The following is a 26,766-nucleotide window of genomic DNA, read 5'->3' as shown; positions in this document are numbered from 1 at the left end:
ACTATGACATATGACCCATTTTTCAAATTCACAAAATGAAAGGAATTTTCTGAAAGAATAGATTACACCTCATCTCAAGGCTCTTAGTACAGTGGCTGAAAACAAAGAATATTCTTTTCAAAGATTATTCTGAATTTTCACTGTTACTACATTATACTTTACCAACAAAACATTTGAACAGTATTTTCTCTTACTTCAGTAGAATTTTTTAGAAAATTGGGGACATGCGGTTCGCATGCCCCCTCATTCCATTACTTGATATCAACGTATTTGTACTGGTAATCAGCACCAAATAATTGACGGTTAAAGTTTTCGATGTTGGGACGAATCAAGTATGCCACACCAGCTTGATAAATCGGCATGATTGCTTGATCTTGTTCAATCAAGAGCGCTTCTGCTTCTTTGAACAAGTCGTAACGTGCATCAATGTTGGTTTCAGCAGATGCTTCATTAATCAACTTGTCATATTCAGATGACTTGTACTTGATATCATTTTGGCCGTTATTTGATGTGAAGATACCAAGGTTTGTAAGTGGATCTTGATAGTCAGGTCCCCAAAGTGCGAACGACATTTGGTAGTCCCCGTTTGCTTCACGCTCGAGTTTGTTGTTGAAAGGCTGTTGCGCGATCTCAACCGTTACGTTCGGCAAGTTCGACTCGATTTGACCTTTCATGTACTCAGAGATTTGTTTCGATACTTCGCTATCGAATGAGAGAAGTTCGATCGTTGTCGCTTCTCCGCCTGTTGCATCTTCCCAAAGTGAAGCTGCTTCGTCAGCGTTCGTTTCGAAGTATTTGACGCCTTCAGTATAATCCGTTCCATCTTCATATTTGATGAAGTCTTTCGGGATGAATGAAGTTGTTGCCATTGAACCGTTGTTCAAGAGCTGATCGATGATTCCTGATGGGTCAACTGCACGTGCGATTGCCTTACGTGCATTTACATCAGAGAAAATGTCATCTTCATGATTGAACTTGAAGTAGCCGATTGACGAACGAAGACCTGTGTTGTAGTCTTCATCTTCTTGGAATGCTGCGACTTGTTCAGATGCAAGGCCAGCGTAATCCACATCACCAGCTTCATACAAGTTCACGACTGTAGATGTTTCTTTAACAACTTTTACGTCAACAGAATCAAGTGCGACGTTTTCTTTATCCCAGTACGTGTCATTTTTCGTTAAGACATATCCTTGCTCACGATCCCAATTAGTCCATGTGAACGGTCCATTGTAAAGAAGGTTTTCAGGGTTTGTTGAGAAATCTTCTCCCGCTTCGGTTGCAAATGCTTCATTGATCGGTGTGAACGTACCGAATGAAGTAAGCGAAAGGAATGATGGGTCTGGACGCTCAAGCGTGACTTCGAGTGTCTTCTCGTCAATTGCTTTTACGCCAAGCTCTTCTTTCGGCGTGTCACCTGTGTTGATCGCCTCAGCGTTTTTAATTGTGTTCATGATGTAAGCGTACTGTGAACCTGTCGCAGGATCGACAGCACGTTGCCATGCATAAACGAAGTCATTTGCTGTGACCGGTTCTCCGTTTGACCATTCAGCATCACGAAGTTTGAACGTATAAACAGTTCCGTCTTCGCTTACTTCCGGCTCACTTTCTGCGAGTGCCGGAACGGCATTTCCATCTTTATCAAGACGGTAAAGACCTTCCATCGTGTTTGCGATCAAGTTGAATGCGACCGCATCTGTAGCAAGCGCCGGGTCGGCTGTTGTGATATCTGACGTATCCGTCAAACGAAGAACTTTTTCTCCATTTGAAGAACCGCCGCCATCAGAGTCTCCGCCTGTCGAACAAGCTGCGAGTACTGAACCGAGTGCTAAGATGAGTGTCATCATGAGCAGAATCGATTTCTTCTTCATTGCGATTTCCCCTTTCGATTTGAAAAGCTAGCCGTTCGTCGAATGAACATCTTACTTTTTCTTTAATTTTCTGAATATTTCATAAAGTATTCGACGAAAGAACGTTAGGGCTATTGTAAGAAATTTTTAATCAAACTGTCAACTATGGAATAAAACGCTATCATAAAATCTACCTTTCACACTCGCTTTCCCCCCCATCTTACTAGTATCATAGAAGAAACATAGAATGGCGACTCATACCTTCTACGGTTTGAAAGGAGATTACAGCGTTGAAAAAGTTTCGAAATATATTTTTTGTTTGGGGAATTGTCACAATCGTCTACACCATTTGGTCCTTTTCCGCCTATTATCGAAGTGAATCTTTTCTCTTTCATTTGAGTGGCGGATTATTCGTTTCAGGAATTCTCACGTTTGCGATCGGAATGTTTTCACATATGAGCGCGACCGGTCTGTTTGATGGCTTCATGTATGGTTTCAAACGAAATCGACGGGCGAAACTTAAAGAAATCGATTCAGACTATGAAGAGGACGAGGAAGAAGATCCTGAAGATCGTCTTCTTCGCAAACAATCAGCGTGGAGCTGGGTGTATGTGGGAGTCGGGAGTACCGTACTCTCATTCCTCATTGCGTTGATTTAATTCATCTTTTAGTTAGCCGGATCCTGTGCTAAACTTAATGCAGAATAAGAACACATGGAAGAAGACAAGTAGTTCAAATTTCCTTTTCTCCAGAGAGTCTACGGTGCTGCGAGTAGATGATAAGGCTTTGAACGAATGGACTTTGGAGTGGCTCGCTTGAACTTGAGTATGGCGAGACGGTTCACGCTCGTTATTGCGTTCAAGTGGCATATTTCATGCAAATTTGGGTGGCACCGCGGTTATTCGTCCCGATTTTTTCGGGCGGACGACTGCGGTTTTTTATATTTTACGGAGGTGTATACACATGGCAACTATTTTTTCAGGTATTAAACCGACCGGCGTCGTGACGCTCGGAAACTACCTTGGCGCGATGAAGCAATTCGTCGACCTACAAGACGATCACAATGCATATTATTGTATCGTCGATTTACATTCAATCACAGTTCAACTTGACCGCATCGAGCTCATGAACAACACAAGGAAACTAGCAGCACTTTATCTTGCATCGGGTCTCGATCCAGAGAAAGCAACCATTTTCGTACAGTCTGAAGTAAAAGCGCACGCCCAACTTGGATGGATGTTAACATGTATCGCCGGCATGGGTGAACTCGGACGCATGACGCAATACAAAGATAAGTCGCAAGGCAACGAAAACGTTGGCGCAGGGTTGTTTGTTTATCCGACCCTCATGGCCTCTGATATCTTGTTATACAATACAGAACTCGTTCCTGTCGGGGATGACCAAAAGCAACACATCGAATTAACGCGTGATTTGGCAGAACGTTTCAATAAACGCTACTACGAGACGTTCACGTTGCCAGAACCACTCATTCAAAAAGAAGGCGCACGCATTATGTCTCTTACGAATCCGACGAAGAAGATGTCAAAATCGGATACAAACGCAAAAGGGTATATTTCAATGCTCGATGAACCAAATGTCATTCGTAAGAAGATTAAGAGTGCCGTCACGGACTCGAGCGGTGTCATCTCGTTCGATCGTGAGAACAAACCAGGTATTTCAAACTTATTGGAAATTTATTCACTCTCGACAGGGACATCGATTGATGACCTCGTCAAACAATATGAAAATTCGAATTATGGAACGTTTAAGCAAGATGTGGCGGAAGCGGTCGTCGCTTTACTTGAACCGATTCAAGCGCGTTTCCACGAACTGATCGATTCTCCAGAACTCGATGAAATTCTCGACGCTGGCCGCGCGAAAGCAGAAGCCGTCGCCAATAAAAATCTCGCGAAGATTGAAAAAGCGATGGGTCTTAGTCGCAAACGGGCAAAAGTGAGAAAGTAATTTAACCTGTTAAAAAAACTGCACCCCAATTGTTAGATGTGTCTAACAATTGGGGTGCAGTTCATTTTTTGAGAGTTTTTTTAATACACAAAAAAGAGAGACAGGCGTCCCTGTCTCTCTTAGTAAAGATGATTGATTATTCTTTGCCTTCGATTGAAGCCCACTTGTAAGAGTAGTCCGCACCGAATGCATGCTCGACGATATCCTTAACGTATGGTTTCGTAAGGCGAGCTGAACCACGTTGGTAAACTGGTGAGATTGCGTTCTCTTCAAGAACGATTTTCTCAGCATCTTGCATTTGAGTCCAACGCTCAGCAGAGTCTGTGCTTGATTTCGCATCAGCGATGAGTTTATCGAATTCTTCGTTCGACCATTTACCACGGTTGTATGGTCCGTCAGTGACGAAGAGGTCAACGAATGTCATTGGATCTTGGTAGTCAGGACCCCAACCAGCGAACGTGAACTCGAAGTCTCCATTGTTCTCAAGGTCAAGTTTGTTATTGAACGGCTGTTGCTTGATAGTAACCGTCATACCTGGAAGGTTTTTCTCTAGTTCACCTTTAATGAACTCACCGATTTGCTTCGCAGATTCTGAGTCATAGTTGAGAAGTTCAAGTTCAACTTCTTCTGTTCCGAGCTCAGAAAGCCCTTCTTCCCAAAGTTTTTGAGCTTCTTCAACGTTGTATCCGCCGATATCTCCATTACCTTCACGGAAGTCTTTTCCGTCAGGACCTGATACGAAGTCTTTTGGAACGAAGAAGTTCGCAGGGATTGAACCGTTCGCAAGAAGTGTTTCTGCAATCGCAGATTTGTCGTAAGCGCGGTCAATCGCGTTACGGATTTTTTGGTTGTTAAGCTCTTCCACTTCTGTGTTGAATTGGAGATAGAAAATTGTCGGTTCTACGACTGTTGAGAAGTCTTCGTTATCTTGATATTGAGCTACGAGCTCCGAAGTCAAGCCTGTGCGGTCAACGTCACCATTTTCGTACAAGTTAACACCTGTCGAAACTTCTTTAACGACTTTAACGTTGATTTCTTCAAGTTTAACTGCTTCTGCATCCCAATAGTCTTCGTTCTTGACCATCTTCCAACCTTGTTCGCGCTCCCAGCTATCGAGTTTGAACGGTCCGTTGTAAAGAGTTGTCTCTGCAGATGTACCGAAGTTTTCGCCTTGCTCTGTGTCGAATGATTCAAGTTTTGGCATGAAGACACCAAAGCTTGTCAATCCGAGGAAGTAGTCAGCTGGTGCTGTCAATTTAACTTCAAGTGTTTGATCGTCGATTGCTTTAACGCCTACTGCATCGCGTTCGCCTTCGCCTGTATTGTACGCATCTGCGCCTTCGATGACAGACATAACGTATGCATATTGTGAAGCGTTATCTGGGTTGAGTACTTCTTTCCAAGCGTATTCGAAGTCGTTCGCTGTGACAGGCTCCCCGTTTGACCAAGTCGCGCCTTCACGAAGCTTGAATGTGTAAGTCTTCCCGTCTTCTGAAACTTCGTGAGATTCAGCCATACCCGGAGTTGGCTCATCGTTCTCATCCATACGGTAAAGACCTTCGTTAACGTTGTTCAACACGTTGAACGATACAGCATCCGTTGCGAGTGTAGGGTTAAGTGAAGGAATATCCGAGCTGTCGAGCAAGTTGAGGACTTGCGCTTCATCAGCTGAACCTTCTGAACCTGATCCGTTTGAAGACCCTGTGTCTTCATCCCCTGTCGAACATGCAGCTAGGAATGCACTAGATAAAAGTGTAACCGAAGATGCTAAAGCAAAACCTTTTTTCTTATTCATTGCGATGACCCCCTGATTTTTTCGTTTTAACGAATTGAATGATGGTAGAAAATTCAGTCATTTGTTCTGACAGTATTTGTTACCAAAATCCCGTTGATGCAATAATACAATATTCTGATAATTTTGCAAAGTGTTTATTTTGATTTTTCTAAAAAATTTTCTCTATAGGCTAAAAGCCCGCCTACAGCGGCGGGCTTTTAGCTCAATTTTCATATTTTTTTGTAAACGTTAGGACATACGAAGGACCGATGACCGGATAACCGACATGATCATAACTTTTATCAATCATATATGAACGTCCTGCTTGATAGATTGGCATAACAACTGCTTCTTCTAACAACTGTGCTTCTGCCTGTCGTAAGATCTTGTTTCGTTCATCTAAATTCTCTGTCACGCGCGCCTGATCCAGCAACTCATCATACGACTCACTTGCATATCGACTCGAATTCAACACATTTTTTGTCTCAAATTGAGTCAAATAGGCTGATAACATTGGATAGTCTGGTTGCCAACCCGACAAGGAGAATGCGTAATCACCTGAGACTTCTTTCCTAACTTTATCTCCTAAGGGAAGCTCGATGACTTTGACTGTTAATCCGTCCAACTGTTCTAAATTCTCTTTCAACTTTGTTGAAATTTGGCGTGCTTCCTCATCAACAAAACTAAGCAGTTCAATCTCCACTTCGTCCTTCTTGAGACGTTGTTTTACATCCTCAAGTAATTGACCGGGGTCTCCTTCTAGCTCTTTGACAGCTGACTTTTCGTCCATGACGAGCAATCGTTCCGTTGTTTGCTCCGCTCGTGCGAGAGAATCTTCAATCGCCGTCCGTTCTAATGTCAACGCGAGGGCTTGTCGAAACGCTACATCATTAAACGGTGCTTTTTCAACATTTGGTTTTAAATAAAATACACCACTCCGTGGCACGTCTCGAATCGTCATGACCTCTTCGTTAACAGTAGACATGTCAAAATCATATGGAATCGGATGCATCCCGGATGTTTCGGACAAGTTCGGCTCACTACGGATAGAAACGGTTTCGAGCATGACGCTCTCCGCCTCACGATACGTTTCATTTTTATGTAACGAGACAGTTGTATCATCAATTGAATCGATTTCAAACGGACCGTTTGTTTCTAGTTCATCCCACGCCTTCGCCGATAGTTGTGGTAAAAATGCGGGCATCGCTAGTACCTTCTCGAATCCTTCCATCGGTCGGATGAGGGTCAGCTCGAGCGTTTGATCATCGATCGCCTTAACTCCTAACGTACTGGGCTCTTGTTGCCCCAAACCAATTTCTTTTGCCGATTTGACATCTGCGAGTAAAAAACTGAATGGTGAATTCGTGTCATCGTCGACAAGTTTACGAAAATGGTCGGTGAACGTTTGCGCGGTAATCGCGTTTCCTTCTGTTGTCGTACTCTCTTTTAACGTAAACGTATATACCGTCCCGTCTTCTGAACGCTCCAATTTTTCGACAAGGGCCGGCTCGATGGACCCATCTTCACCAAAGCGATACAGTCCTTCATATAGATGCGACAATATTGTTTGTGATGCCGGATCAATCGCTAACATGACATCGGGTTGTGTTGGAAGTGACTCTCCGTAAATCGTCAAGGTTTGCTCTTCTGGCGGTAATAGTTCACGTGACTGCTCTCGTTGTTCGTTCCAAATAAATAAAAAAAGGATAAGGACTGAACCTAACAAGGCGGTCACGATGAATGATTTCTTTTTCATTCGTTGTGCTCCTTTCTGTTAGACCAACCCTTATACCCTAACCTTTTTTGAATGATATTTCTACCGTCAGTTCGTCACTTTCGCAAATGCGAGTGTCGCATTGTGGCCCCCGAAGCCGAGTGAGTTACTAAGTGCATACTGGATTTCAAGTTCCCGATTTCCTTCTCGTACATAGTCTAAATCACAATCCGCCGCAGGTGATTCGCAGTTAATCGTCGGATGAATTTTACCTTCATGAATCGAAAGCGCTGTGATGACGGCCTCGACGCCACCTGCACCACCAAGGAGGTGTCCAATCATCGATTTCGAGGAGTTCACTGCGAGCTTGTCGGCATGTTCTCCGAACACACGACGAATCGCTTTTGTTTCGAGCATATCGTTGAGCGGCGTGCTCGTTCCATGCGCGTTGATGTATTGAACTTCTTCCGGTTTAATCCCGGCATCACGAATCGCTTCACTCATCGCCTTCGAGCCACCTTCTGCCTCTGGTGACGGTGCTGTGATGTGATAAGCATCTGAACTCATGCCGTATCCGACGACTTCTGCATACATTTTCGCACCTCGTGCTAATGCATGCTCATATTCTTCTAAGACGAGCACACCTGCTCCTTCTCCCATAACAAACCCGTCACGATTCTCGTCAAACGGACGGCACGCCGTACTTGGATCCGGATTCGTTGACAATGCTTTGTTGGAACAGAACCCTGCGAACGAGAGTGGTGTGATCGGTGCTTCCGCCCCACCAGCGAACATCGCAATCGCATCTCCACGTTGAATAACGCGGAACGCTTCCCCGATAGAGTTCGTCCCTGATGCACAAGCTGTCACGGAACAGTTACTCGGTCCTTTTGCGCCAAGATAAATAGACACTTGTCCGCTAGCCATATTCGGAATCATCATTGGAATGAAGAATGGACTGACACGACGTGGTCCACGTTCGTGTAGGATGGCAGATTGTTTATCAATCGTTTCGACGCCACCGATTCCGCTCCCAATCCAAGTACCGACATCATCCGCCATCGCTTTCACATCGAGCCCACTGTCTTTATGCGCAGCATCTGCTGCTAAAAGTGAATATTGAATGAAAGAGTCCATCTTACGTGCTTCTTTCGGTTCAACTAAGTGTTCAATGCTCCATTCTTTCACTTCTGCCCCAACCTTCGCCGGATACTGACTGATGTCAATCTTCGTCAACGTATCAATCGCATTGTCCCCTTTTAAAAGGCGATCCCACATTGTCGACACGTCGTTTCCTAACGGCGATACGACTCCTAACCCTGTTACTACTACTCGTTTCATAGATGATTCCCCTCCGTAATTGTTGCCTGATTCCATGTCAAACAGCTAGCACCCCATGTGAGACCGGCACCGAACCCTGCGATGACTACCGTTTGTCCATCTTGGATTTTACCTGATTTTACCGCTTCGGCTAAAGCGAGCGGAATGGATGCTGCCGATGTGTTTGCATGGTCCTGAATGGTCATGACGACTTTCTCTTCTTCTAAATTCAACCGTTCCATCGCAGCATCGATGATTCTGCGGTTCGCCTGATGCGGTACGAGAACATCGAGGTCATTCAGTGATTTATCCGCTTTATTAAGCGCTTCAAGTACGATTTCCGGCATTTTACGTACCGCAAACTTGAAGACTTCACGACCATTCATGACGATTTTACCCTCTTCATTTTCATATAGGTATTTACCACCAGTACCGTCACTTCCGAGTACGAATGAGTCAATCGAAGCGACCTCATCTTCTCCAAGTACGACGGCACCTGCCCCGTCCCCAAACAAAACGGCGGTCGATCGATCATCCCAATCAATCAGACTTCCCATCTTTTCTGCCCCGATAACGAGCGTCTTTTTAAACCCTTTTGAATCCATCAAGCTCTTCGCAGTGTCCATCGCAAAGATGAATCCGCTACATGCTGCACTCACGTCAAACGCCACAGCCCGCTTTGCACCGAGATTCGCCTGCACGAGGCATGCTGTTGCCGGGAAAGATGGTGCTGTAGCCGTCGCACAAACGATTGCCTCAATCTCATCAATCGTGACTCCTGCGCTCTGTAGAGCACGCTCTGCGGCACGTGTTGCCATATCTGCAACCGACGTCCCTGTTTCTGCTAAATGTCGTGCCTCGATGCCTGTACGCGTACGAATCCATTCATCGCTCGTATCCATTCGCTTTTCTAAATCGATATTTGTCACCCGATTGTCCGGTAAGAACGATCCGATGCCGATGATTCCAATATTCATATCGTCGACCCCTATTCTTAGTATCTGGTACTAATATAAGGGAATAAAAAGAGGATGTCAATGCATCCTCTTCGGTATAACTCGGTTATGCCTGTTCTAGTCGCTTCGTAACAGCCATGACCATCTTCGCAGAATTAATCGAAGCCGTTTCTAAAAACTCATCGAATGACAAGTTCGCCTCTTCATCCGCACTATCCGAGATGGAACGTGTCACGACGAACGGTACGCCGAACTGATAACATGTTTGTGCAATTGGTGCAGCTTCCATCTCGACAGCAGCGACCTCGTCGAAATGTCCAAGAATGTCTGCTACACGTTTCGAGTCATTGATGAATGAATCTCCTGTGACGATCAACCCTTGGTGGACATTCACATCAGGCAAGCTTTCAATCACATCTTTACAGACACTGACGAGTTTGGCATCTGCCTCATACGCCGGCGGCATCCCTGGAACTTGCCCGTATTCATACCCGAAAGCAGTCACGTCGACATCGTGGTGACGGACTTCCGTCGAGACGACGACGTCGCCGACCTTCATTCCTTTTTTAAAGCCGCCGGCAGAGCCTGTATTGATGACAACGTCCGGCTTGAACTTATCAATCAAGAGTGTCGTCCCGATTGCCGCATTGACTTTGCCAATGCCCGACTTCAAGATGACGACTTGCATGTTTCCAAGATAGCCTTCATAAAAATGATAGTTTGCGATTTCCGTATCTTTCCGTTCCGTCAACTCATTCCGAAGCAAATTTACTTCTTCTTCCATCGCGCCGATGATGCCTACTTTCATTCCGGTTCCTCCTCATAAAGAGAGCGACTTCCGAATAGGAGGTCGCTCTTCGCATTATTTGATTTCTTTTATTTCGACGACCATGTCGCCACCCGGTGTTTGAACCGTAACCACGTCTCCGATTGTACGTCCAAGCAATGCCTTGGCAATCGGTGATTCATTCGAGATCTTCCCTGTGAACGGGTCCGCTTCGGCTCCACCAACGATTGTATACGTTTCGTTTTCGTTGTCTTCTTGAATGAAGAACGTCACCGTCTTACCGATAGAGACAACCGAGTTATCCCCTGCGTCATCTTGAATGATGACCGCATTGCGGAGCATCTCTTCTAGTTGTGCGATTCGTCCCTCGACCATCGCTTGTTCTTCTTTTGCCGCGTCATATTCCGCGTTCTCTGACAAATCACCGAAATCACGAGCAATCTTAATATTTTCAACGACTTCTTTACGGCGCACCGTCTTCAGTTCGTTTAATTCATTCTCGATTTTCGCTTTTCCGTCTAACGTCATATAGTGTTGTTTTTCAGCCATTTCTGTCACTCCTTCATTGTCTCCTAGTATATTACAGCTAGGGTTGAATTGAAAACGATTTATTTCCTCACGCGCGATTGCGCTCAGTGAGCACCCAACGGATTTTTGTCACGAGTAAATCAATCGCGACAAAGTTTTCTCCGCCTTCAGGAACGATGATGTCTGCGTACCGCTTCGTCGGTTCACAGAATTGCAAATGCATCGGACGTACGACGTTCGTATACTGTGCCACGACTGAATCAATCGAGCGTCCACGTTCATTAATATCACGTTGCATTCGTCGTAAAATTCGAACGTCCGCATCTGTGTCCACGAAGACTTTAATATCCATTAAATCACGTAAACGGGCATCTTCGAGCGCCAATATGCCTTCTACGATGACGACATCGACCGGCTCGATCAAAATCGTCTCGTCCGACCGTGTATGGGCCGCATAATCATATACTGGCTTCTCGACTGCCTGATGCTGTTGTAACTGTTGGATATGTTCGATTAACAAATCGTTATCAAAGGCGAAGGGGTGGTCGTAGTTCGTTTTGTACCGTTCCTCCATTGTCATCTCTGATTGATCCTTATAATACGCGTCTTGCTCAATCATGACGACCGATTGACCTTGAAACGCATCGACGAGCGCGCGGGCCACGGTCGTTTTTCCAGATCCGGTCCCCCCGGCCACGCCAATAATGACGGGTTTATGTTGCATCAAAGTTAAGTCCTCCTCATCGTAATTTACGACTGATTGCTAGGCCATCACCAAGGGGCAAAATTGCAGTATGATAATCGGTCCGTGCCATCAATTGCTCAGTAAATTGTTTTACAAGACGGACAAGCCGGCGTCTTCGACGATCAAGTACTGATACGTCTTCAAGCAGGACGTCTCCTCTCAAAAACAAATTATCGCTGTAAATCGTACCACCAATTGGTACTAAAGCGCCATACCCATCAAAAAATTTTTGATATTGTCCTTTCGCCGCATCAATAAATACCGCATCGAACTTCCCTTCAATCGAACCGATCAATTCGACAGCATCACCATGAATGAGCGTGATACGATCACGGACATCTGATCGCTTGATGAAGCCCGTCGCTTCTTCAAACCGGCGAGCATTCCGCTCAATTGTGACGATTTCCGCATCCGGCAACAACTCCGCCATGCGAATGGCACTATAGCCGATCGCCGTCCCTACTTCGAGGATTCGAGCCGGTCGTTGCATCGCCAGTAACGAGAGAAGCACTTCAGAACCTGTCAGATCCATAATCGGAACATGGTGAACGCGCGCGAATGCCTCCATCTCCGTCAACAGCGGGGAGCGGTCATTAATCAATTTTTCTACATATCCTTCATAGGATGCATGGTCCACTCGTCCCACCTCTTCACTCTCTTCATTCAAACGACCGGAAGCAGATGCTTCCGGTCGTCCCATCAATTACTGTTTGCTTCTTCAAACGCTTCCCATTCGGAACGGTACTTATTGACGTTTTGTTGGTGGTCCTCATAGTTGACTTCGAACAAGACTTCACCATTCGGGAACCCTTCACGTGGAGGGCGTGCGTAGAAGTAAATGTTCTCTGTATCGTTCGGGTTGAGCACTGCCTCAAAGGCGTCACGGCTCACGGCCGCAATCGGTCCAACTGGAATGCCTTCATAACGATACGTATTATATAAGGAATCGTTCTCCAAGTCAGCGAACGAAGTGAAAATTGATGTTTCTCCTGTACCGTACCAAACGGTCGGGTCAGATTGTAATCTCATTCCGTCGCTTAAACGATTCTCGAAGACACCGGCGATTTCTTTTCTGTCTTCCGTCGACACGGCCTCTTTCTCGACAACGGATGCAAGAGAGAGCGTCTCGTGGAACGTACGTCCTGAATCAGCTAAACGACTTTTGTATTCTTGATACATACTTTCAGTCGGCAATAACATCTCATCGATAATTTCGTTGAGCGTTACCCCTTTATTAAATTCATATGTGGCTGGGAACAGGTATCCTTCAAGCGGATGATAGATGCCGTCCTGCAACACTTCCTCCGTCAACATTTCGTGCTCATTCACGAGAGACTGAATGTATTCACGGTCACTCAATTGTTCTGATATTTCTTCTTTCGGAATCTCGGCGACTTTCGCAAGTCGCGCAATCACCTGGTCGATTGTGAATCCTTCCGGAATGACAAGCTTGATATCAGGGACCACAATGACTTTACCTGTTTGCAACGTTTCAATCAACTCATCGATTGATTGTGACGGAGATAGCGTGTACGTCCCCGCCTGAAACGAAGATTCATTTTTAAAGCGTGTATAGAAACGGAAAATCGTGCTACTCCTTACAAGCCCATTCTCTTCAAGTAATTCACCAATGTATCCCGAACCAGCTCCGAGTGGTACTTCGACCTCGACCGTTTCCGTCGATGTCGGGTCAATCGGTTCGACAGAGCGCTTCACAAATACATATGCGAGAGCAGATCCTGTGGCGATGACGAGAAGGAAGATGGCAAGGATGACAACCGTGATACGACGAACGATTCGGTTGCGGGCACGTTTCTCATCTGACATAGATGGATGATTCATGCATTTCTCCCCTGTTCTTTTTAAAAAGAGAGGCGACGAGGGATGATCCCTAGCCGCCCGTCCCCTATTTAGTCTAGACCGACTTCGTCGCTGACGATATCGAATGCCTCCATAACCTCGTCAAAGTCTTCATCGTCTTCGACAAGCTTCAAGATGAATTCGCCATCTTCAAGTTCTTCAATTTCAAATGCATATACTTCGATTGTGTCTTCATCTTCTGTTTCCGGAGCGCCGACCGGCTCAAGCACGACGAATGTCTTTTTCGTGCGGTCGCTTGTCATACGGAAAATTTCTGCAAATAAATGCTCGTCTCCATTTTCATCTGGAATACGGTACATTTCTTCTTCACGACGGATTTCTGCCATGAGAGATTCCTCCTTTAATTCCCGGAACGATCCAGGTAGTTTTGTAAAATCATCACGGCCGCCATTTTGTCGATGACCGCTTTTCTCTTTTTGCGGCTGACATCTGCTGAAATGAGCATCCGTTCCGCCTGCATCGTCGTCAATCGTTCGTCCACCAACACACTCGGAAGACCAGTCTGTTCAGTGAGGGCTTCAGCAAATGCTTCTGACGCCTCTCCACGAGGACCGATTGTTCCGTTCATGTTTTTCGGGTGACCGACAACAACTTCTTTCACATCGTACTGTTCGATAATCGGACGAAGGAGACGAACGGCCTCTTCAAAGTCAGGTTCAGTCCAGTAGACCGTCTCCACACCTTGTGCCGTCCATCCCATTAGGTCACTTACCGCGACACCAATTGTTTTCGAACCGACATCGAGTCCCATGACTCGCTTCATATTAACCCTCTCTACGATCGTTCAAATACGATTTGACCAACTCTTCGAGTAGTTCGTCCCGCTCAATTTTGCGAATCAAGTTTCGCGCATCATTATGACGTGGAATGTAGGCAGGGTCACCTGACAATAAGTATCCCACGATTTGATTGATCGGTTGATATCCTTTTTCCTCGAGTGCTTGATATACCGTAATCAGCGTTTCGCGTGTGTTAGCACGTTGATCATCTTCTGGAAAATTGAATTGCATCGTGCGATCCATTTGGCTCACAAGAATCCACCTCTTTCCGTTTGCACTTCACACTCTATTATGCCAGTGATTGGACATAATGTGAAGCAAACTTCAATGCTTCATCTAGTTTTGTTACATCGCGACCTCCGGCTTGCGCCATGTCTGGACGACCGCCACCGCCGCCACCGCAACGTGTCGCGACTTCTTTAATGAGTTTTCCGGCATGGAAGCCTCGGTCATTCAAGTCTTTCGTCACGCCCGCGACGAGGTTGACTTTGTCTCCGTTCGCAGACCCAAGGATGATCACGGCAGAACCGAGATTTCCTTTTAAGTCGTCGACCATGCTACGAAGAGCATCCATATTTTGTCCATCGACGCGTTTCGCAATCAATTGGACGTCACCGATTGTCTCGATTGCATCTGTTAAAGAAGACGCTTCGATGTTCGCAAGCTTCGCTTTGAGTGACTCTGAAGCGCGCTCTACTTCTTTGATTTCAGCCTGAAGTGCCTGAACACGTACCGGAACCTCGAGAGGTTTCGTCTTCAATAGTTTCGCTGCCGCTTCAAGCGTCTCGATTTGCATGTTCATCACTTCGTATGCGCCAGCACCTGTGACCGCTTCGATTCGACGTGTCCCAGCGCCAATCCCTGACTCAGACAAGATTTTAAAGAGTCCGATTTCAGCCGTATTGGATACGTGGCAACCACCACAAAGTTCAACCGAGTAGTCACCTGCTGATACGACGCGAACGACATCGCCATATTTCTCACCAAAGAGTGCCATCGCTCCTTTTGCTTTCGCATCAGCGATGTTCATCTCTTCGATGTCGACACCGATCGATGCCCAAATCTTCTCGTTTACTTGACGTTCAATCGATTGAAGCTCGTCGGCTGTCACTTGACCGAAGTGAGAGAAGTCAAAACGAAGCCGATCTGGTGTCACGAGTGATCCAGCCTGGTTGACGTGCTCGCCGAGCGTCTCTTTTAGCGCGCGGTGAAGAAGATGCGTCGCCGTATGGTTTTTCACGATCGCTTGACGTGATGCTTGGTCGACCGTTGCCGTGACTGCCACTTCCGCTTTTGCCACACCTGATTCGACCGTGACCGTGTGTAAGTTTTGACCGTTCGGTGCTTTTGACACATCTTTGACACGAAGAACGAAATCTTCGCCGACGATTTGTCCTTTGTCACCGATTTGACCACCGCTTTCTGCGTAGAATGGTGTCTGATCGAGCATCACTTGTGCTTCTTCCCCGGCAGCGACGACATCGACGAGTTCGCCATCGTGAATCAAGCTGACAATTTTTGCATTCGTCTCTAAATTGTTGTAGCCGAGGAACGTCGATGGCATCGTTATGTCCGCGAGCACACCTGACTGAATCTGCATCGATTCAACGTCGGTACGCGCTTGTCGTGCACGTTCACGTTGCTCATTCATCGCTTCTTTGAAGCCGTCCTCATCGACCGTCATCTGATGATCTTCTGCGTATTCGATTGTCAATTCAAGTGGGAAGCCGTATGTGTCATAAAGACGGAACGCATCTTCACCGCTAATCACGTTCGACCCTGCTGCCTTTTGTGCTTTTGCAACTTCGTTCAAGATCGCGAGTCCATCGTTCAATGTTTCATGGAAACGCTCTTCCTCGTTTTTAATGACTTTTTTAATGAAATCTTTCTTCTCAGTCACTTGTGGATAGAAGTCGATCATGATGTCACCGACAACGTCGACGAGTTCATACATGAACGGACGCTCGATGCCAAGCATCTTCGCATAACGCACGGCACGACGGAGGAGGCGACGAAGTACATATCCACGTCCTTCGTTCGACGGAAGTGCCCCATCACCAATCGCGAACGATACGGTACGAATATGGTCCGCGATGACTTTGAACGCGACATCTTTGCTGCTGTCTTGGCGGTAAACCTCTCCGCTGATCTTTTCTGTTTCACGAATGATCGGCATGAAGAGATCGGTATCGAAGTTCGTCGGCACGTCTTGAAGGACGCTCACCATCCGTTCGAGTCCCATCCCCGTATCAATGTTTTTACGCGGGAGTTCCGTATAATTCCCGTGCCCATCATGGTTATATTGACTGAATACGATGTTCCAGATTTCAAGGTAACGCTCGTTCTCCCCACCAGGATACAGTTCAGGGTCGGTCGGGTCGTCTCCAAACGCTGGTCCTCGGTCGAAGAAAATCTCTGTGTTCGGACCAGACGGGCCTTCACCGATTTCCCAGAAGTTATCTTCAAGCGGGATGATGCGGTCAGCCGGCACACCGAGCTTCAACCAAATCTGTTTCGACTCTTCGTCGTCCGGGTGAATCGTGACGGACAGGCGCTCCGTGTCGAGACCGTACCATTCGTCACTCGTCAATAGCTCCCAACCCCATGTGATTGCTTCTTCACGGAAGTATTCACCGACTGAGAAGTTTCCGAGCATTTCGAAGAATGTATGGTGACGAGCGGTCTTCCCAACGTTCTCAATATCGTTCGTCCGAATCGATTTTTGAGCGTTGACGATGCGCGGGTTTGCAGGGATGACACGACCATCAAAATATTTTTTGAGTGTCGCTACGCCTGAGTTGATCCACAAAAGAGTCGGGTCTTCGACCGGAACGAGCGAAGCACTCGGCTCAACGCTGTGACCTTTTGATTTAAAGAAATCTAAGTACATTTGGCGAATCTGTGCGCCAGTCAATGATTTGAGCGGTTTCATGAACAATTCCTCCTTAAATTCTGAACGAAACGAAAAAAAGCGATGCCTGCCCCTGTGGAAAGGGACGAAAGCATCGCTTCGTGGTACCACCCTCGTTCGCACGGTAACACCGTGCCTCGAAACATCCGTTAACGTGGATGAGGCGCCCAGGTTGAGTGGGAACTCCAGAATAGCTTCGGTCGGCCTGCCCCCATCTTCTCGCAGCCTAGGAAGATGTCTCTGTAGAGGTGGTGACGACGTACTCATTTCCTTCATCGTCTGTATCGTTTCAGTTGTCTATTCGTCATTATCACACGCGCTTATGAAGACGTCAAGACTTCCCTCCTAAGCGCTCGACCAATTTCGTCCGTCGCACTGGTTCCTCTTCTCGCGTGGCCGCCTCGAGTGCCCGTACGTCCCCGAACAGCAGTAAACTTTTCTTCGCCCGGGTCACAGCTGTATAAATCAAGTTACGCGACGACCGGAATCCTCCGTTGAAGAAGACCGGCATGAGCACGATTGGGAACTCCGAACCTTGTGACTTATGAATCGTGATGGCGTAGGCGTGAGTAAACTGATCCCATTCACTACGGTTATATTCGACTTCCGTCTGGTCGAATCGAATATAAATCTTATCGACCTTGTCAACGTTCTCTTTGGCGAAGAAGATGTTCGTGATTTCACCGATGTCTCCGTTATATACGTTTTCTTCAGCATTATTGACGAGTTGTAGCACTTTATCGCCATTTCGGTAAATGCGTGTCCCGTGTTTTACTTCACGGGCATTCGATTTAGGATTGAACACATTTTGGAGCGCCTCGTTCAACCCGTCAATCCCGCATACACCACGATACGTCGGAGCGAGTACTTGGATGTCAAACGGTGAATACCCTTTCCGAAGGGCAGCCCCTGCCATCTGACAGATCGCTTGAAGCGCCGTCTCCTGATTCGCCGTATAGAAACGACGGTCCGGGAGAGCCGCCAACAAATCGTCCGGCATTTTCTTGGCGTTCAAAGAATGCGCGAGCCGTAAAATACTCGACTCCGACGCTTGACGATGGACGACGTCAAGTCGAACGACCGGAATCCCGTCCGTCTGCATCAAATCCGCAAGTACTTGCCCCGGTCCGACAGACGGGAGCTGATCGCGGTCTCCGACGAACAAGATTTTCATGCCGTTCGGAACAGCCTTCAGTAAACTCCTAAACAAGAAGATGTCAATCATCGATGCCTCATCGACGATGAGGACTTTCCCGACAAGCGGATTCGTTTCATCCACTTGGAACGAACTTCCGTCGAACTTCAACAGACGGTGAATTGTCGAGGCCGGTAGCCCTGTCGACTCACTGAGGCGTTTCGCCGCTCGACCCGTCGGTGCGGCCAAGACGAATGGGAACGGTTGGTTCGGTACAGGCTCTAACTTCCAATCGAAGACGTCACTGAGTGCATGAATGATGCCTCGAACGACAGTCGTCTTCCCTGTACCCGGCCCTCCGGTGAGTACCATGAGCGGTGATTTAAGTGCGAGCTCAATGGCTTCTCGTTGCTGTGTCGCATATTCGATCGAGAACATCTCCTCAACACGTCCGACCGCATCAAAGATTGTCGTCATGTCCACGTCTTCTGTCGTCGACGTCGCCATGATTCGGGCCAACTCCTCTGCCGCCTTCCGTTCGGCACGGAAGACACGGGGGTGATAGACGACCCCGTCTTCGATAACGACTCGTTCCTCTTTCGCAAGTGACTCCAAAGCCGTGACGAGGGCGTCACCTGGGTCCGCCCCGATGATGCGAGGCATCTCGGCCTCGAGTTGGTCTGCGGTTACATATAGATGACCGTTCCCTTGTTCGAGTTCTAATACGTAAAGTACTGCTGCCGCAATGCGTTCAGGATGGATTCCTTGAATCCCAAAATGCGCGGCGATGGCATCGGCCGTTTTGAAGCCGATACCTTGCACATCGTACATGAGCGCGTATGGATTCTTTTCAATCGTTTCCATCGCTCGGCCTTCATATTCTTTATGAATCTTTGAGGCGAGACGTGGCGTCACGTCGAATGGGGCGAGAAATAGTAACAGTTGGTCGACCCCGTATAAGACGTTCAGACGTTCCGTAATCACACGTGCCTGTTTCTCTTTCAACCCGTCGACCTCTGACAGGAGGCTCGGATGTTTCACGATTTGGTCGATACAATCGTCGCCGAGAGCATCCGCAATCTTCTGCGCCGTCTTTTGACCGATTCCAGGGAACGATCCGTTCGTCAAAAAGCGGACGGCTGCCCGTTTCGTCATCGGGACGACACGGCGAATCCAATCGGCCTTCATCTGTTTCCCAAATTTGGGGTGTTCGACGAGACGACCGTGCGCCTTATACGTCTCACCTTTCTCGATGCCGACACCGACGCCCGCGATGACCATCTCGGTCTCGTCCGTCTCAAAATTCTTTTCTTTTATTCGTACGAGCGCGATCGTGTGCGCTTCTTCTTCTGATTGAAACAGGACTCGAATGACTTTTCCAGTCAACTCATAAGGTGCTGCCATCATATCCGACACCTCCAGCTATTTTTCCATCATCCATTATAGCCCGAGATGAATCGATTGAACAAATGACCTATCCGAACAGATTTAAGATTTGTTCAATCCGATCAAGGTCGACGACTTCTAAAATGCGTATCAACTGTTCGATATCGACCCGGTCCAAAATACGCTCAACCTGATCAAGGTCCACTTCTTCAATCAGACGCTGAATCCGGTCTAAGTCCCCAGATGCCTGATATGCCTCGAGTTTTGTGAAGAGCTCGGTCTTCTCGATTCGAATCGAATCTTCCAGCATCCCCCTCGCCCCGAATAGGACGAGACCGATGACCGCCAACTGAATCAACCAGTTCGTCACGACTTTCCAAAACGGGACGGTCTGATGGATGAATGGGATGAGCGGAATGAACGTTACCTGAATGAGTAAAATCCCAACCTGGGCATATACGTTCGGAATGAGGAATCCGAGTACTGCAAGAATCAATGGAACGACCCACCCGACACCGACGTGTTCAGATGTATGCTGGCAAGACTTCTGTTCCGAGTACACATAATGAACAACCCATCCGACAATGAGGAGCGCTACGAACAGCATGAGTAATAACGTCATGAGTCCTCGTGGTTCAACGACCACTTGATACAAAATCGTATTCGTCCACTTCCCGTCTGCCAGTCGTTCATTCACCGATTCAAATAATTGTGTGAACCACACATACTCGATAATGAAAAACAAAATGACACTGACCATGCTGAATTTTCGCAAGCCACTCGACCTCCTTCTATAAGTTGTCATTCCCCCACTTCAAGACGGGTAGTCGCGTTTTTGATTCAAAGAAACGGGGAACTGTTCGAATGACACAGTGAAGGAGGAGTCATAAATGGGTAAACGAATTCCAGTCAGCGGATTATGCGAACTCGTGTTAGAAGTGACGGATATGGAAGAAGCGGTAGCATTTTGGCATGAAAAATTAGGTCTCCCCGTCGTCGAACAATGGGTCGGTGACGATGCGGAACCGAGTGAATCCCAAGAACACGCGAACGAGCCGTGGGCAACATGGCTCTATATCGGAGGGAATACACGACTCGGACTTTGGTTGAAGCGTAACTTCACAGAGGAAGAAAACGCGAACCGCAAACAAGATGTGACCGATTGGGACACACTTTATGACGAAGGTGGCGTCCACGTCCATTGCGCGTTCTTCGTTCCGATAGAGTCGTTTGAAAAAGCACTTGAGATTTTGAATGATACCGATGTCCCGGTCAAACTGCGAACGTGGGATGAAGACGAGACGAAAAATGGGAAAGAGCGCTCTGCTTACTTTAAGGATCCGAGCCATAACATTATCGAACTGTATACGAAAAATATGGACGAGGCTTACGGAGAATTTGCCGGAGAACCCGTCAAAATCACGACGAAACAACTCTAATCGCGTTAACGAAAAAAGTGCCATCGCTCCATTGCGATGGCACTTTCCTATTCAAGAAATCAGTTCCCAAGCAGTGCATCCATCTTCGCGATGGCGTCACGTGCAAGTTCATGATCCGGTTGCATCTCCAAGACGCGTTGAAGCTCGGCATAGGTTTTTTCTTGGTCTCCCAAGAAGGCATATGCGATTGCCAAGTTGTAGCGTGCGTCCGTATGGCTCGCATCGAGGTCGAGCGTCTCTTCCAATGCGTCGACCGCTTCTTCCAACTGTTCACTTTGCGCAAGCGCAAGTCCGTATTGGAACGTGATTTCCACGTCTTCCGGCGATTGCTTCTTCGCCTCACGTAGACGTGGCATCGCGCGAACAAAATCACCCATCGCCTTGTACGTCAAGCCGAGCATGAAATGAAGATCGGCATCGTCCATCCCCGAAAGGAGTGCTTGGCGAAGCGAGGTCTCCGCAGACTCCAATTGTTCAAGTTCATAAGCGAGAGCGCCTTTCGCATAGTGCGCGGCACCGAATGAATCATCGAGTTCAATCGCTTTGTCATAGAAGATGGCGGCACGGTCGTAATCGTTGATCGCCTGAAGCAACGTTCCCATGTTGACGAAACCTGTTGGGTCCGTCGGGTTCTCTTCAATCGCCTCATTGAAATGTTTGGCTGCCTGTTCAAATTCACCTTGTTGCATCGCTTGGATGCCTTGTTCGTTTGCGTTCATATTCAATCACCTCATCCGATATAGTCGAGTCGTTTGCCGTTGCGGTATGCTTCGTCGATTGTCGCTCCACCGAGACAGACGTCGCCGTCATAGAAGACCACGGCCTGTCCTGGTGTGATGGCACGTTGCGGCTCATCGAACTTGACGAGGACTTCGCCATTTTCGAGCGGAGCGACCGTGACCGGCACGTCTTGTTGACGATAGCGGAACTTCGCCGTCGCCCGGAACTCATTTGTTGGAGCAACACCCGTCCAAGAGAGTTTTGAAGCAAGGAGCGCGTCCGAATAGAGCGCGTCATGATGGAAGCCTTGTCCGACGAACAAGACGTTGTTCTCCACATCTTTTCCGACGACGAACCAAGGGTCCCCGTCGCCACCAATCCCGAGACCGTGACGTTGTCCGAGCGTATAATACATCAACCCGTCGTGACGTCCTTTGACGACACCGTCGAGCGTCCGCATCTCACCTGGTTGTGACGGAAGATATTCCGATAAGAACTCTTTGAAATTCCGTTCTCCGATAAAGCAGATCCCAGTCGAGTCTTTCTTCTTCGCTGTCGCGAGTCCTGCTTCTTCTGCGATCGCACGCACATCTTTCTTGTCCATATGACCAATCGGGAACATCGTCCGCGCGAGTTGGTCTTGAGACAATTGGTTCAAGAAATACGTTTGATCTTTGTTGTCGTCTTTTCCTCGTAGCAGACGGTGCTCGCCGTCAACGTAATTCACTTGGGCGTAATGCCCCGTCGCGACAAAATCGGCACCAAGTCGAAGAGCATGGTCAAGAAATGCTTTGAACTTGATTTCTTTGTTACACATGACGTCCGGGTTTGGCGTTCGACCGAGACGATATTCTGCTAAGAAATATTCAAAGACGCGGTCCCAATATTCTTTTTCAAAGTTGACCGCATAGTATGGGATCCCGATTTGGTTGGCCACGGCGATGACGTCTTCATAATCCTCCGTCGCCGTACACACACCGTTCTCATCCGTGTCGTCCCAGTTTTTCATAAAGATTCCGATGACATTGTACCCTTGTTCTTTCAATACGTGGGCCGTCACCGATGAATCGACGCCACCTGACATGCCGACGACGACCGTCGTCTCTTCAGGGGCTTTCGTGCGTAAATTCATCTATCTCACTCCGTTCATAAATGTCGAGACGACTTCTTGTAGTCGCTCCGCGAGCCGTTTCGCGTCCTCGACCGAGTTGCCGTGTCCAAAACTGATTCGAACAGACTGACGCGTCCGTTCTGAATCCCCGTACATCGCCGACAATACATGGGACGGTTCGACCGACCCTGCCGTGCAGGCACTCCCACTCGAAATCGCCATGCCTCGCATATCCATCATGATGAGGAAAGGTTCAAGGTCAATTCCAGGGAGGTATAGGTTCACGATGTGAGGTAAACGGTTTGACCCGTTCACTTCATAAGTTACGCCTAGTTCGTCAAGACGTTGACGCAGCGCCAGATCGAGCGACGCATAGAGTGTCACCCGGTCCTCACGCTCTGCCATGACGAGTTCAGCTGCTTTTTGGAATCCGACGGCACCCGGAACATTTTCCGTGCCGGCTCGACGTTTACGTTCTTGTTGTCCACCAAAAGAACGTGACGCTAATTTTACACCTGTTTTCATGAAAAGAAAACCGATACCTTTTGGCCCATTCACTTTATGCGCGGACGCCGACAATAAATCGACATGGATCTTTTTCACATCGATTTCTTCTGTACCGAGCGCCTGTACCGCGTCGGTATGGAAAATGGCTTGATGGTCTTGTAACAACTCGCCAATCGTTTGAATCGGTTGGCGCGTCCCGACCTCGTTGTTGCCGTACATGATCGACACGAGAATCGTGTCATCTCGTAACGCGGCCCGGAACACATCTACATCGACAGCTCCTGACGCGTCGACATCGAGATATGTGACATCAAACCCCTCTCGTTCGAGCTGTTCCATCGCATGAAGCACGGCATGATGTTCGACTTTCGTCGTGATGATATGTTTGCCTTTTCCTTTGTGGGCATAGACTGCACCGAACAAGGCATAATTATCCGACTCCGTCCCACCTGACGTGAACACGATTTCGTTCGGTGAAGCACCGATCCATTTCGCAAGGACACGACGTGACGAATCGAGCGCCGCTCGGGCATTACGACCAATCCCGTGAATGCTCGACGCGTTCCCATAAGTCTCTAAAAAGTAAGGTGTCATCGCTTCGAGGACTTCCGGTCGCATCGGCGTCGTCGCAGCGTGATCAAAATAGTTCATAATAAGGTCACCTCGTTCTTAAATATAAAACATGTAGCCGTCTGACTCTTCTTCTGCGAGGTCAGCGAGTGTCGTCTCATCTAGGACGGTATCAATTGCCTCTTTGATTTTATCCCAAAGCTTTCGTTTCACCGCATCATCTGCTTCAGAGTCCTCGACAACGGCTAAAGGTCCTTCAAGTAAGCGTATAATTTCTCCTGCCGTCACTTCTTCTGCCGGTTTGACGAGTTGATAGCCACCGTATGCACCACGTACGCTCTTGACGAGGCCTCCGTTTCGGAGCGGACCGATCAGTTGCTCTAAATAATGCTCCGGCAACTCGTGACGTGCCGCGATTTTTTTTAAACTGAGCGGTTTGTTGTCTGTCTCTCGTGCCAACGCAATCATAATCGTTAAGCCATAACGGCCCTTTGTAGATATTTTCATCTTCAAGTCTCCTTCTGTTATACTAATCGAACAAACGTTTGTCGAAAGGAATGGTTACGTATGCCTGATTTGTTTCATCAATCGAATGGTGGACCGCTCGCCAACCGGATGCGCCCCGAAACGTTAGATGACGTGATCGGACAGCGACATATCGTCGGCGAGGGCAAGCTCCTTCGCCGTGCCATCGAAGCGGATCGACTCGGTACGATTATTTTATACGGTCCACCGGGTACCGGTAAGACGACACTCGCTCGTGTCATTTCGAATTACACGAAGGCGACGTTCGTCCAATTGAACGCCGTCACCGCCAAGCTCGATGAATTGCGAAGCGTCATTCGTGAAGCGGAGTCCCGGTTTGACTTCGACGATGAGCGAACGATTCTCTTTCTAGATGAGATCCATCGATTCAATAAACTTCAGCAAGACGCGCTTCTCCCTGCCCTTGAGTCCGGAAAGCTTGTCCTCATCGGAGCGACGACCGAAAACCCGAGCTTTGAAGTGAATGCCGCCCTGTTGTCTCGGGCGACGGTGTTCCGACTTGAGCAGCCGGGTGCCGAGGAGTTACGTGCCGTCCTTGAACGGGCGCTCCATGACTCCCGTGGTCTCGGGAACTACCCTGTGAAAATGGATGAAGCTGCTGCTGACCATTATATCAAAATGGCGGACGGTGACTACCGTGTCCTATTAAATGCACTTGAACTCGCCGTCTTAACAACGCCAGAAGTAGACGGGCAGATTCACATCACACTAGAGGTCGCAGAAGAGTCGATTCAACAAAAATCGATCAAATATGATAAAACGGGCGACCGACACTACGATGTCATCTCGGCCTTCATCAAATCGATTCGTGGTTCGGACCCGGATGCCGCGCTCTACTGGCTCGCCGTCATGATCGAAGCTGGCGAGTCCCCGCGCTTCATCATGCGTCGTCTTTATGTGCATGCCGCAGAAGACATCGGGCTGAGCGATCCGAACGCGCTACTCGTCGTCGATGCGGCAGCACGAGCGAGCGAATACATCGGCTTTCCTGAAGCCCGTATACCGATTGCAGAAGCTGTTCTTTATCTCGCGACCGCCCCAAAATCAAATGCGGTCATCACTGCCATCGACAAGGCGCTCCATCATGTCCGAACAGTCGAAGGTGGACCTGTACCGGTGCATCTCCGCGACGCCCATAGTCCCGGGGCACGTGAACTTGGGAACGGGGTCGGTTATAAATATCCTCATGATGAAAAAGACGGGTTCGTTCCTCAAAACTATTGGCCTGAGAATTTGGCCCGAAAACGACCGAACTACTATAAGCCGACGCCTCGTGGATTCGAGCAACAAATCCAAAAACGGCTTGAGTATTGGGAAAAACGACGCTGACTCACAATGAGTCGCGTCGTTTTACTTTTGGATTCGATTGATCTCGACTCCTGCTTGTTCGAGCAAGTCGTTAATGACGTAACCGGCAGCTACAAGTCCTGCGACCGATGGGACGAACGCGTTCGAGCTCGGTGGCATCTTTGCTTTCCGGATTGGAGCGTCTTTCTTCCCGACGACCTCGTTCACGTCTTCACGCGTCACAATTGGAGATTCGTCCGAGAAGACGACTGGGACCCCCTTATAAATCTTTTCTTTACGGAGACGTGTCCGAACCATCTTCGCAATCGGGTCATACGATGTATCTTTGATGTCGACGACTTTGATGCGAGTCGGGTCCATCTTGTTTGCCATCCCCATACTCGAGATGACTGGAATACCACGGCGCTTACACTCCACGATTAAATGGATCTTATAAATGATCGTATCTGAAGCATCAATGACATAGTCGATGTTTTGAGCGAAGAATTCTTCGTACGTCTCTTCTGTATAAAACATCTTCAGTTGAACGAGGTCGACGTCTGGATTGATGTCGAGGAGACGCTTGCCCATCGCTTCTACTTTCGGTTGACCGACTGTCGACAACAACGCGTGGATTTGACGATTGACGTTCGTGATGTCGATGTCATCTTTATCTACGAGGACGATGCGTCCGACGCCACTGCGCACAAGTGCCTCGGCTGCGAATGAGCCGACGCCACCGACACCTAAAATCGCGACCGTTTTATTTTTTAAAGCATCGAGGCCTTCTGAACCGATGGCCAATTCATTTCGTGAAAACTGGTGTAACATGTTTCTTCCTCCAACCAATTCTATTTT

At 47.9% G+C, this 26,766-nt stretch carries 25 protein-coding genes and 1 other annotated feature; of the genes, 4 read left to right on the top strand and 21 right to left on the bottom strand.

The window, feature by feature from the left end; translation table 11 throughout:
- Positions 1-251: 251 nt before the first annotated feature.
- Positions 252-1,868 (bottom strand): peptide ABC transporter substrate-binding protein, encoded by a 1,617-nt coding sequence (locus KNO98_RS09935; RefSeq protein ID WP_214700720.1) that lies wholly within the window; start codon positions 1,866-1,868, stop codon positions 252-254.
- A gap of 269 nt (positions 1,869-2,137) precedes the next feature.
- Here KNO98_RS09935 and KNO98_RS09930 point away from each other — a divergent pair, with 269 nt between their 5' ends.
- Positions 2,138-2,506, top strand: a complete 369-nt coding sequence (locus KNO98_RS09930) for a DUF3899 domain-containing protein (RefSeq protein ID WP_026826414.1) — start codon at positions 2,138-2,140, stop codon at positions 2,504-2,506.
- Between the two features lie 46 nt (positions 2,507-2,552).
- Positions 2,553-2,760, top strand: a binding site (T-box leader).
- A gap of 50 nt (positions 2,761-2,810) precedes the next feature.
- Positions 2,811-3,812 carry a tryptophan--tRNA ligase gene (gene trpS, locus KNO98_RS09925; protein ID WP_214700719.1) on the top strand — a complete coding sequence of 334 codons (1,002 nt, stop codon included), beginning with the start codon at positions 2,811-2,813 and terminating at the stop codon, positions 3,810-3,812.
- Between the two features lie 136 nt (positions 3,813-3,948).
- Here the strand turns inward: trpS and KNO98_RS09920 are convergent, their stop codons facing one another.
- The 15 genes from KNO98_RS09920 to KNO98_RS09850 all read right to left on the bottom strand — a co-directional run bounded on the left by KNO98_RS09920 (position 3,949) and on the right by KNO98_RS09850 (position 20,503).
- The gene (locus KNO98_RS09920; protein ID WP_214700718.1) at positions 3,949-5,607 is read right to left on the bottom strand and encodes a peptide ABC transporter substrate-binding protein; all 1,659 of its coding nucleotides are present in this window, start codon (positions 5,605-5,607) and stop codon (positions 3,949-3,951) included.
- Positions 5,608-5,809: 202 nt separating this feature from the next.
- Positions 5,810-7,342, bottom strand: a complete 1,533-nt coding sequence (locus KNO98_RS09915) for a peptide ABC transporter substrate-binding protein (RefSeq protein WP_214700717.1) — start codon at positions 7,340-7,342, stop codon at positions 5,810-5,812.
- Positions 7,343-7,408: 66 nt separating this feature from the next.
- Positions 7,409-8,641: a beta-ketoacyl-ACP synthase II gene (gene fabF, locus KNO98_RS09910; protein WP_026826418.1), complete on the bottom strand. Its 1,233-nt coding sequence runs from the start codon at positions 8,639-8,641 to the stop codon at positions 7,409-7,411.
- The gene (locus KNO98_RS09905; RefSeq protein WP_214700716.1) at positions 8,638-9,597 is read right to left on the bottom strand and encodes a beta-ketoacyl-ACP synthase III; all 960 of its coding nucleotides are present in this window, start codon (positions 9,595-9,597) and stop codon (positions 8,638-8,640) included. The genes fabF and KNO98_RS09905 overlap by 4 nt, the downstream gene beginning before the upstream one ends.
- An 85-nt stretch (positions 9,598-9,682) precedes the next feature.
- Positions 9,683-10,384 (bottom strand): 5'-methylthioadenosine/S-adenosylhomocysteine nucleosidase, encoded by a 702-nt coding sequence (gene mtnN, locus KNO98_RS09900; protein ID WP_026826420.1) that lies wholly within the window; start codon positions 10,382-10,384, stop codon positions 9,683-9,685.
- A 54-nt stretch (positions 10,385-10,438) separates the two neighbouring features.
- Entirely contained in the window at positions 10,439-10,912 is a 474-nt protein-coding gene (gene greA, locus KNO98_RS09895) for a transcription elongation factor GreA (RefSeq protein ID WP_214700714.1), read from the bottom strand.
- 67 nt (positions 10,913-10,979) lie between these two features.
- Positions 10,980-11,615: a uridine kinase gene (gene udk / locus KNO98_RS09890; protein ID WP_026826422.1), complete on the bottom strand. Its 636-nt coding sequence runs from the start codon at positions 11,613-11,615 to the stop codon at positions 10,980-10,982.
- A 16-nt stretch (positions 11,616-11,631) separates the two neighbouring features.
- Positions 11,632-12,273 (bottom strand): O-methyltransferase, encoded by a 642-nt coding sequence (locus KNO98_RS09885; RefSeq protein WP_214700763.1) that lies wholly within the window; start codon positions 12,271-12,273, stop codon positions 11,632-11,634.
- Between the two features lie 62 nt (positions 12,274-12,335).
- A complete protein-coding gene (gene mltG / locus KNO98_RS09880; RefSeq protein ID WP_214700713.1) occupies positions 12,336-13,478 on the bottom strand; it encodes an endolytic transglycosylase MltG in 1,143 nt (380 codons plus the stop codon).
- A gap of 68 nt (positions 13,479-13,546) precedes the next feature.
- Positions 13,547-13,843, bottom strand: a complete 297-nt coding sequence (locus KNO98_RS09875) for a DUF1292 domain-containing protein (protein ID WP_026826425.1) — start codon at positions 13,841-13,843, stop codon at positions 13,547-13,549.
- Between the two features lie 14 nt (positions 13,844-13,857).
- Positions 13,858-14,280: a Holliday junction resolvase RuvX gene (ruvX, locus tag KNO98_RS09870; protein ID WP_026826426.1), complete on the bottom strand. Its 423-nt coding sequence runs from the start codon at positions 14,278-14,280 to the stop codon at positions 13,858-13,860.
- 1 nt (position 14,281) lies between these two features.
- Positions 14,282-14,548, bottom strand: a complete 267-nt coding sequence (locus tag KNO98_RS09865; protein WP_026826427.1) for an IreB family regulatory phosphoprotein — start codon at positions 14,546-14,548, stop codon at positions 14,282-14,284.
- A 37-nt stretch (positions 14,549-14,585) separates the two neighbouring features.
- The gene (gene alaS, locus KNO98_RS09860) at positions 14,586-17,228 is read right to left on the bottom strand and encodes an alanine--tRNA ligase (RefSeq protein WP_214700711.1); all 2,643 of its coding nucleotides are present in this window, start codon (positions 17,226-17,228) and stop codon (positions 14,586-14,588) included.
- A 310-nt stretch (positions 17,229-17,538) separates the two neighbouring features.
- Complete coding sequence (gene recD2, locus KNO98_RS09855) at positions 17,539-19,746, bottom strand: SF1B family DNA helicase RecD2 (protein ID WP_034771500.1); 2,208 nt, start codon at positions 19,744-19,746, stop codon at positions 17,539-17,541.
- A 70-nt stretch (positions 19,747-19,816) separates the two neighbouring features.
- Positions 19,817-20,503 (bottom strand): hypothetical protein, encoded by a 687-nt coding sequence (locus tag KNO98_RS09850; protein WP_214700710.1) that lies wholly within the window; start codon positions 20,501-20,503, stop codon positions 19,817-19,819.
- 115 nt (positions 20,504-20,618) lie between these two features.
- Here KNO98_RS09850 and KNO98_RS09845 point away from each other — a divergent pair, with 115 nt between their 5' ends.
- Positions 20,619-21,167, top strand: coding sequence for a VOC family protein (locus KNO98_RS09845; RefSeq protein WP_214700708.1), 549 nt, complete (start codon positions 20,619-20,621; stop codon positions 21,165-21,167).
- A 59-nt stretch (positions 21,168-21,226) separates the two neighbouring features.
- Here KNO98_RS09845 and KNO98_RS09840 read toward each other — a convergent pair whose 3' ends face one another.
- Genes KNO98_RS09840 through cymR form a run of 4 tightly spaced genes read right to left on the bottom strand, consistent with a single transcriptional unit; the run spans position 21,227 to position 24,582 of the window.
- The gene (locus KNO98_RS09840) at positions 21,227-21,886 is read right to left on the bottom strand and encodes a tetratricopeptide repeat protein (RefSeq protein WP_026826432.1); all 660 of its coding nucleotides are present in this window, start codon (positions 21,884-21,886) and stop codon (positions 21,227-21,229) included.
- An 11-nt stretch (positions 21,887-21,897) separates the two neighbouring features.
- Positions 21,898-23,019 carry a tRNA 2-thiouridine(34) synthase MnmA gene (gene mnmA, locus KNO98_RS09835; RefSeq protein WP_214700707.1) on the bottom strand — a complete coding sequence of 374 codons (1,122 nt, stop codon included), beginning with the start codon at positions 23,017-23,019 and terminating at the stop codon, positions 21,898-21,900.
- Positions 23,020-24,156, bottom strand: coding sequence for a cysteine desulfurase family protein (locus tag KNO98_RS09830; RefSeq protein ID WP_214700706.1), 1,137 nt, complete (start codon positions 24,154-24,156; stop codon positions 23,020-23,022).
- 18 nt (positions 24,157-24,174) lie between these two features.
- Positions 24,175-24,582 (bottom strand): cysteine metabolism transcriptional regulator CymR, encoded by a 408-nt coding sequence (gene cymR / locus KNO98_RS09825; RefSeq protein WP_026826435.1) that lies wholly within the window; start codon positions 24,580-24,582, stop codon positions 24,175-24,177.
- A 60-nt stretch (positions 24,583-24,642) separates the two neighbouring features.
- On the opposite strand from cymR, the gene KNO98_RS09820 reads away from it, so the two are divergent.
- Positions 24,643-25,950, top strand: a complete 1,308-nt coding sequence (locus KNO98_RS09820) for a replication-associated recombination protein A (RefSeq protein WP_214700705.1) — start codon at positions 24,643-24,645, stop codon at positions 25,948-25,950.
- Between the two features lie 21 nt (positions 25,951-25,971).
- On the opposite strand, the gene KNO98_RS09815 is transcribed toward KNO98_RS09820, so the two are convergent.
- Positions 25,972-26,739, bottom strand: a complete 768-nt coding sequence (locus KNO98_RS09815; RefSeq protein WP_214700704.1) for a tRNA threonylcarbamoyladenosine dehydratase — start codon at positions 26,737-26,739, stop codon at positions 25,972-25,974.
- Between the last annotated feature and the right edge of the window lie 27 nt (positions 26,740-26,766).

This window comes from Exiguobacterium sp. s57, assembly GCF_018617685.1.
GTDB lineage: Bacteria > Bacillota > Bacilli > Exiguobacteriales > Exiguobacteriaceae > Exiguobacterium > Exiguobacterium marinum.
The sequence above is the reverse complement of the archived record's forward strand: the minus strand, read 5'-3'. Positions and strand labels throughout refer to the sequence as shown.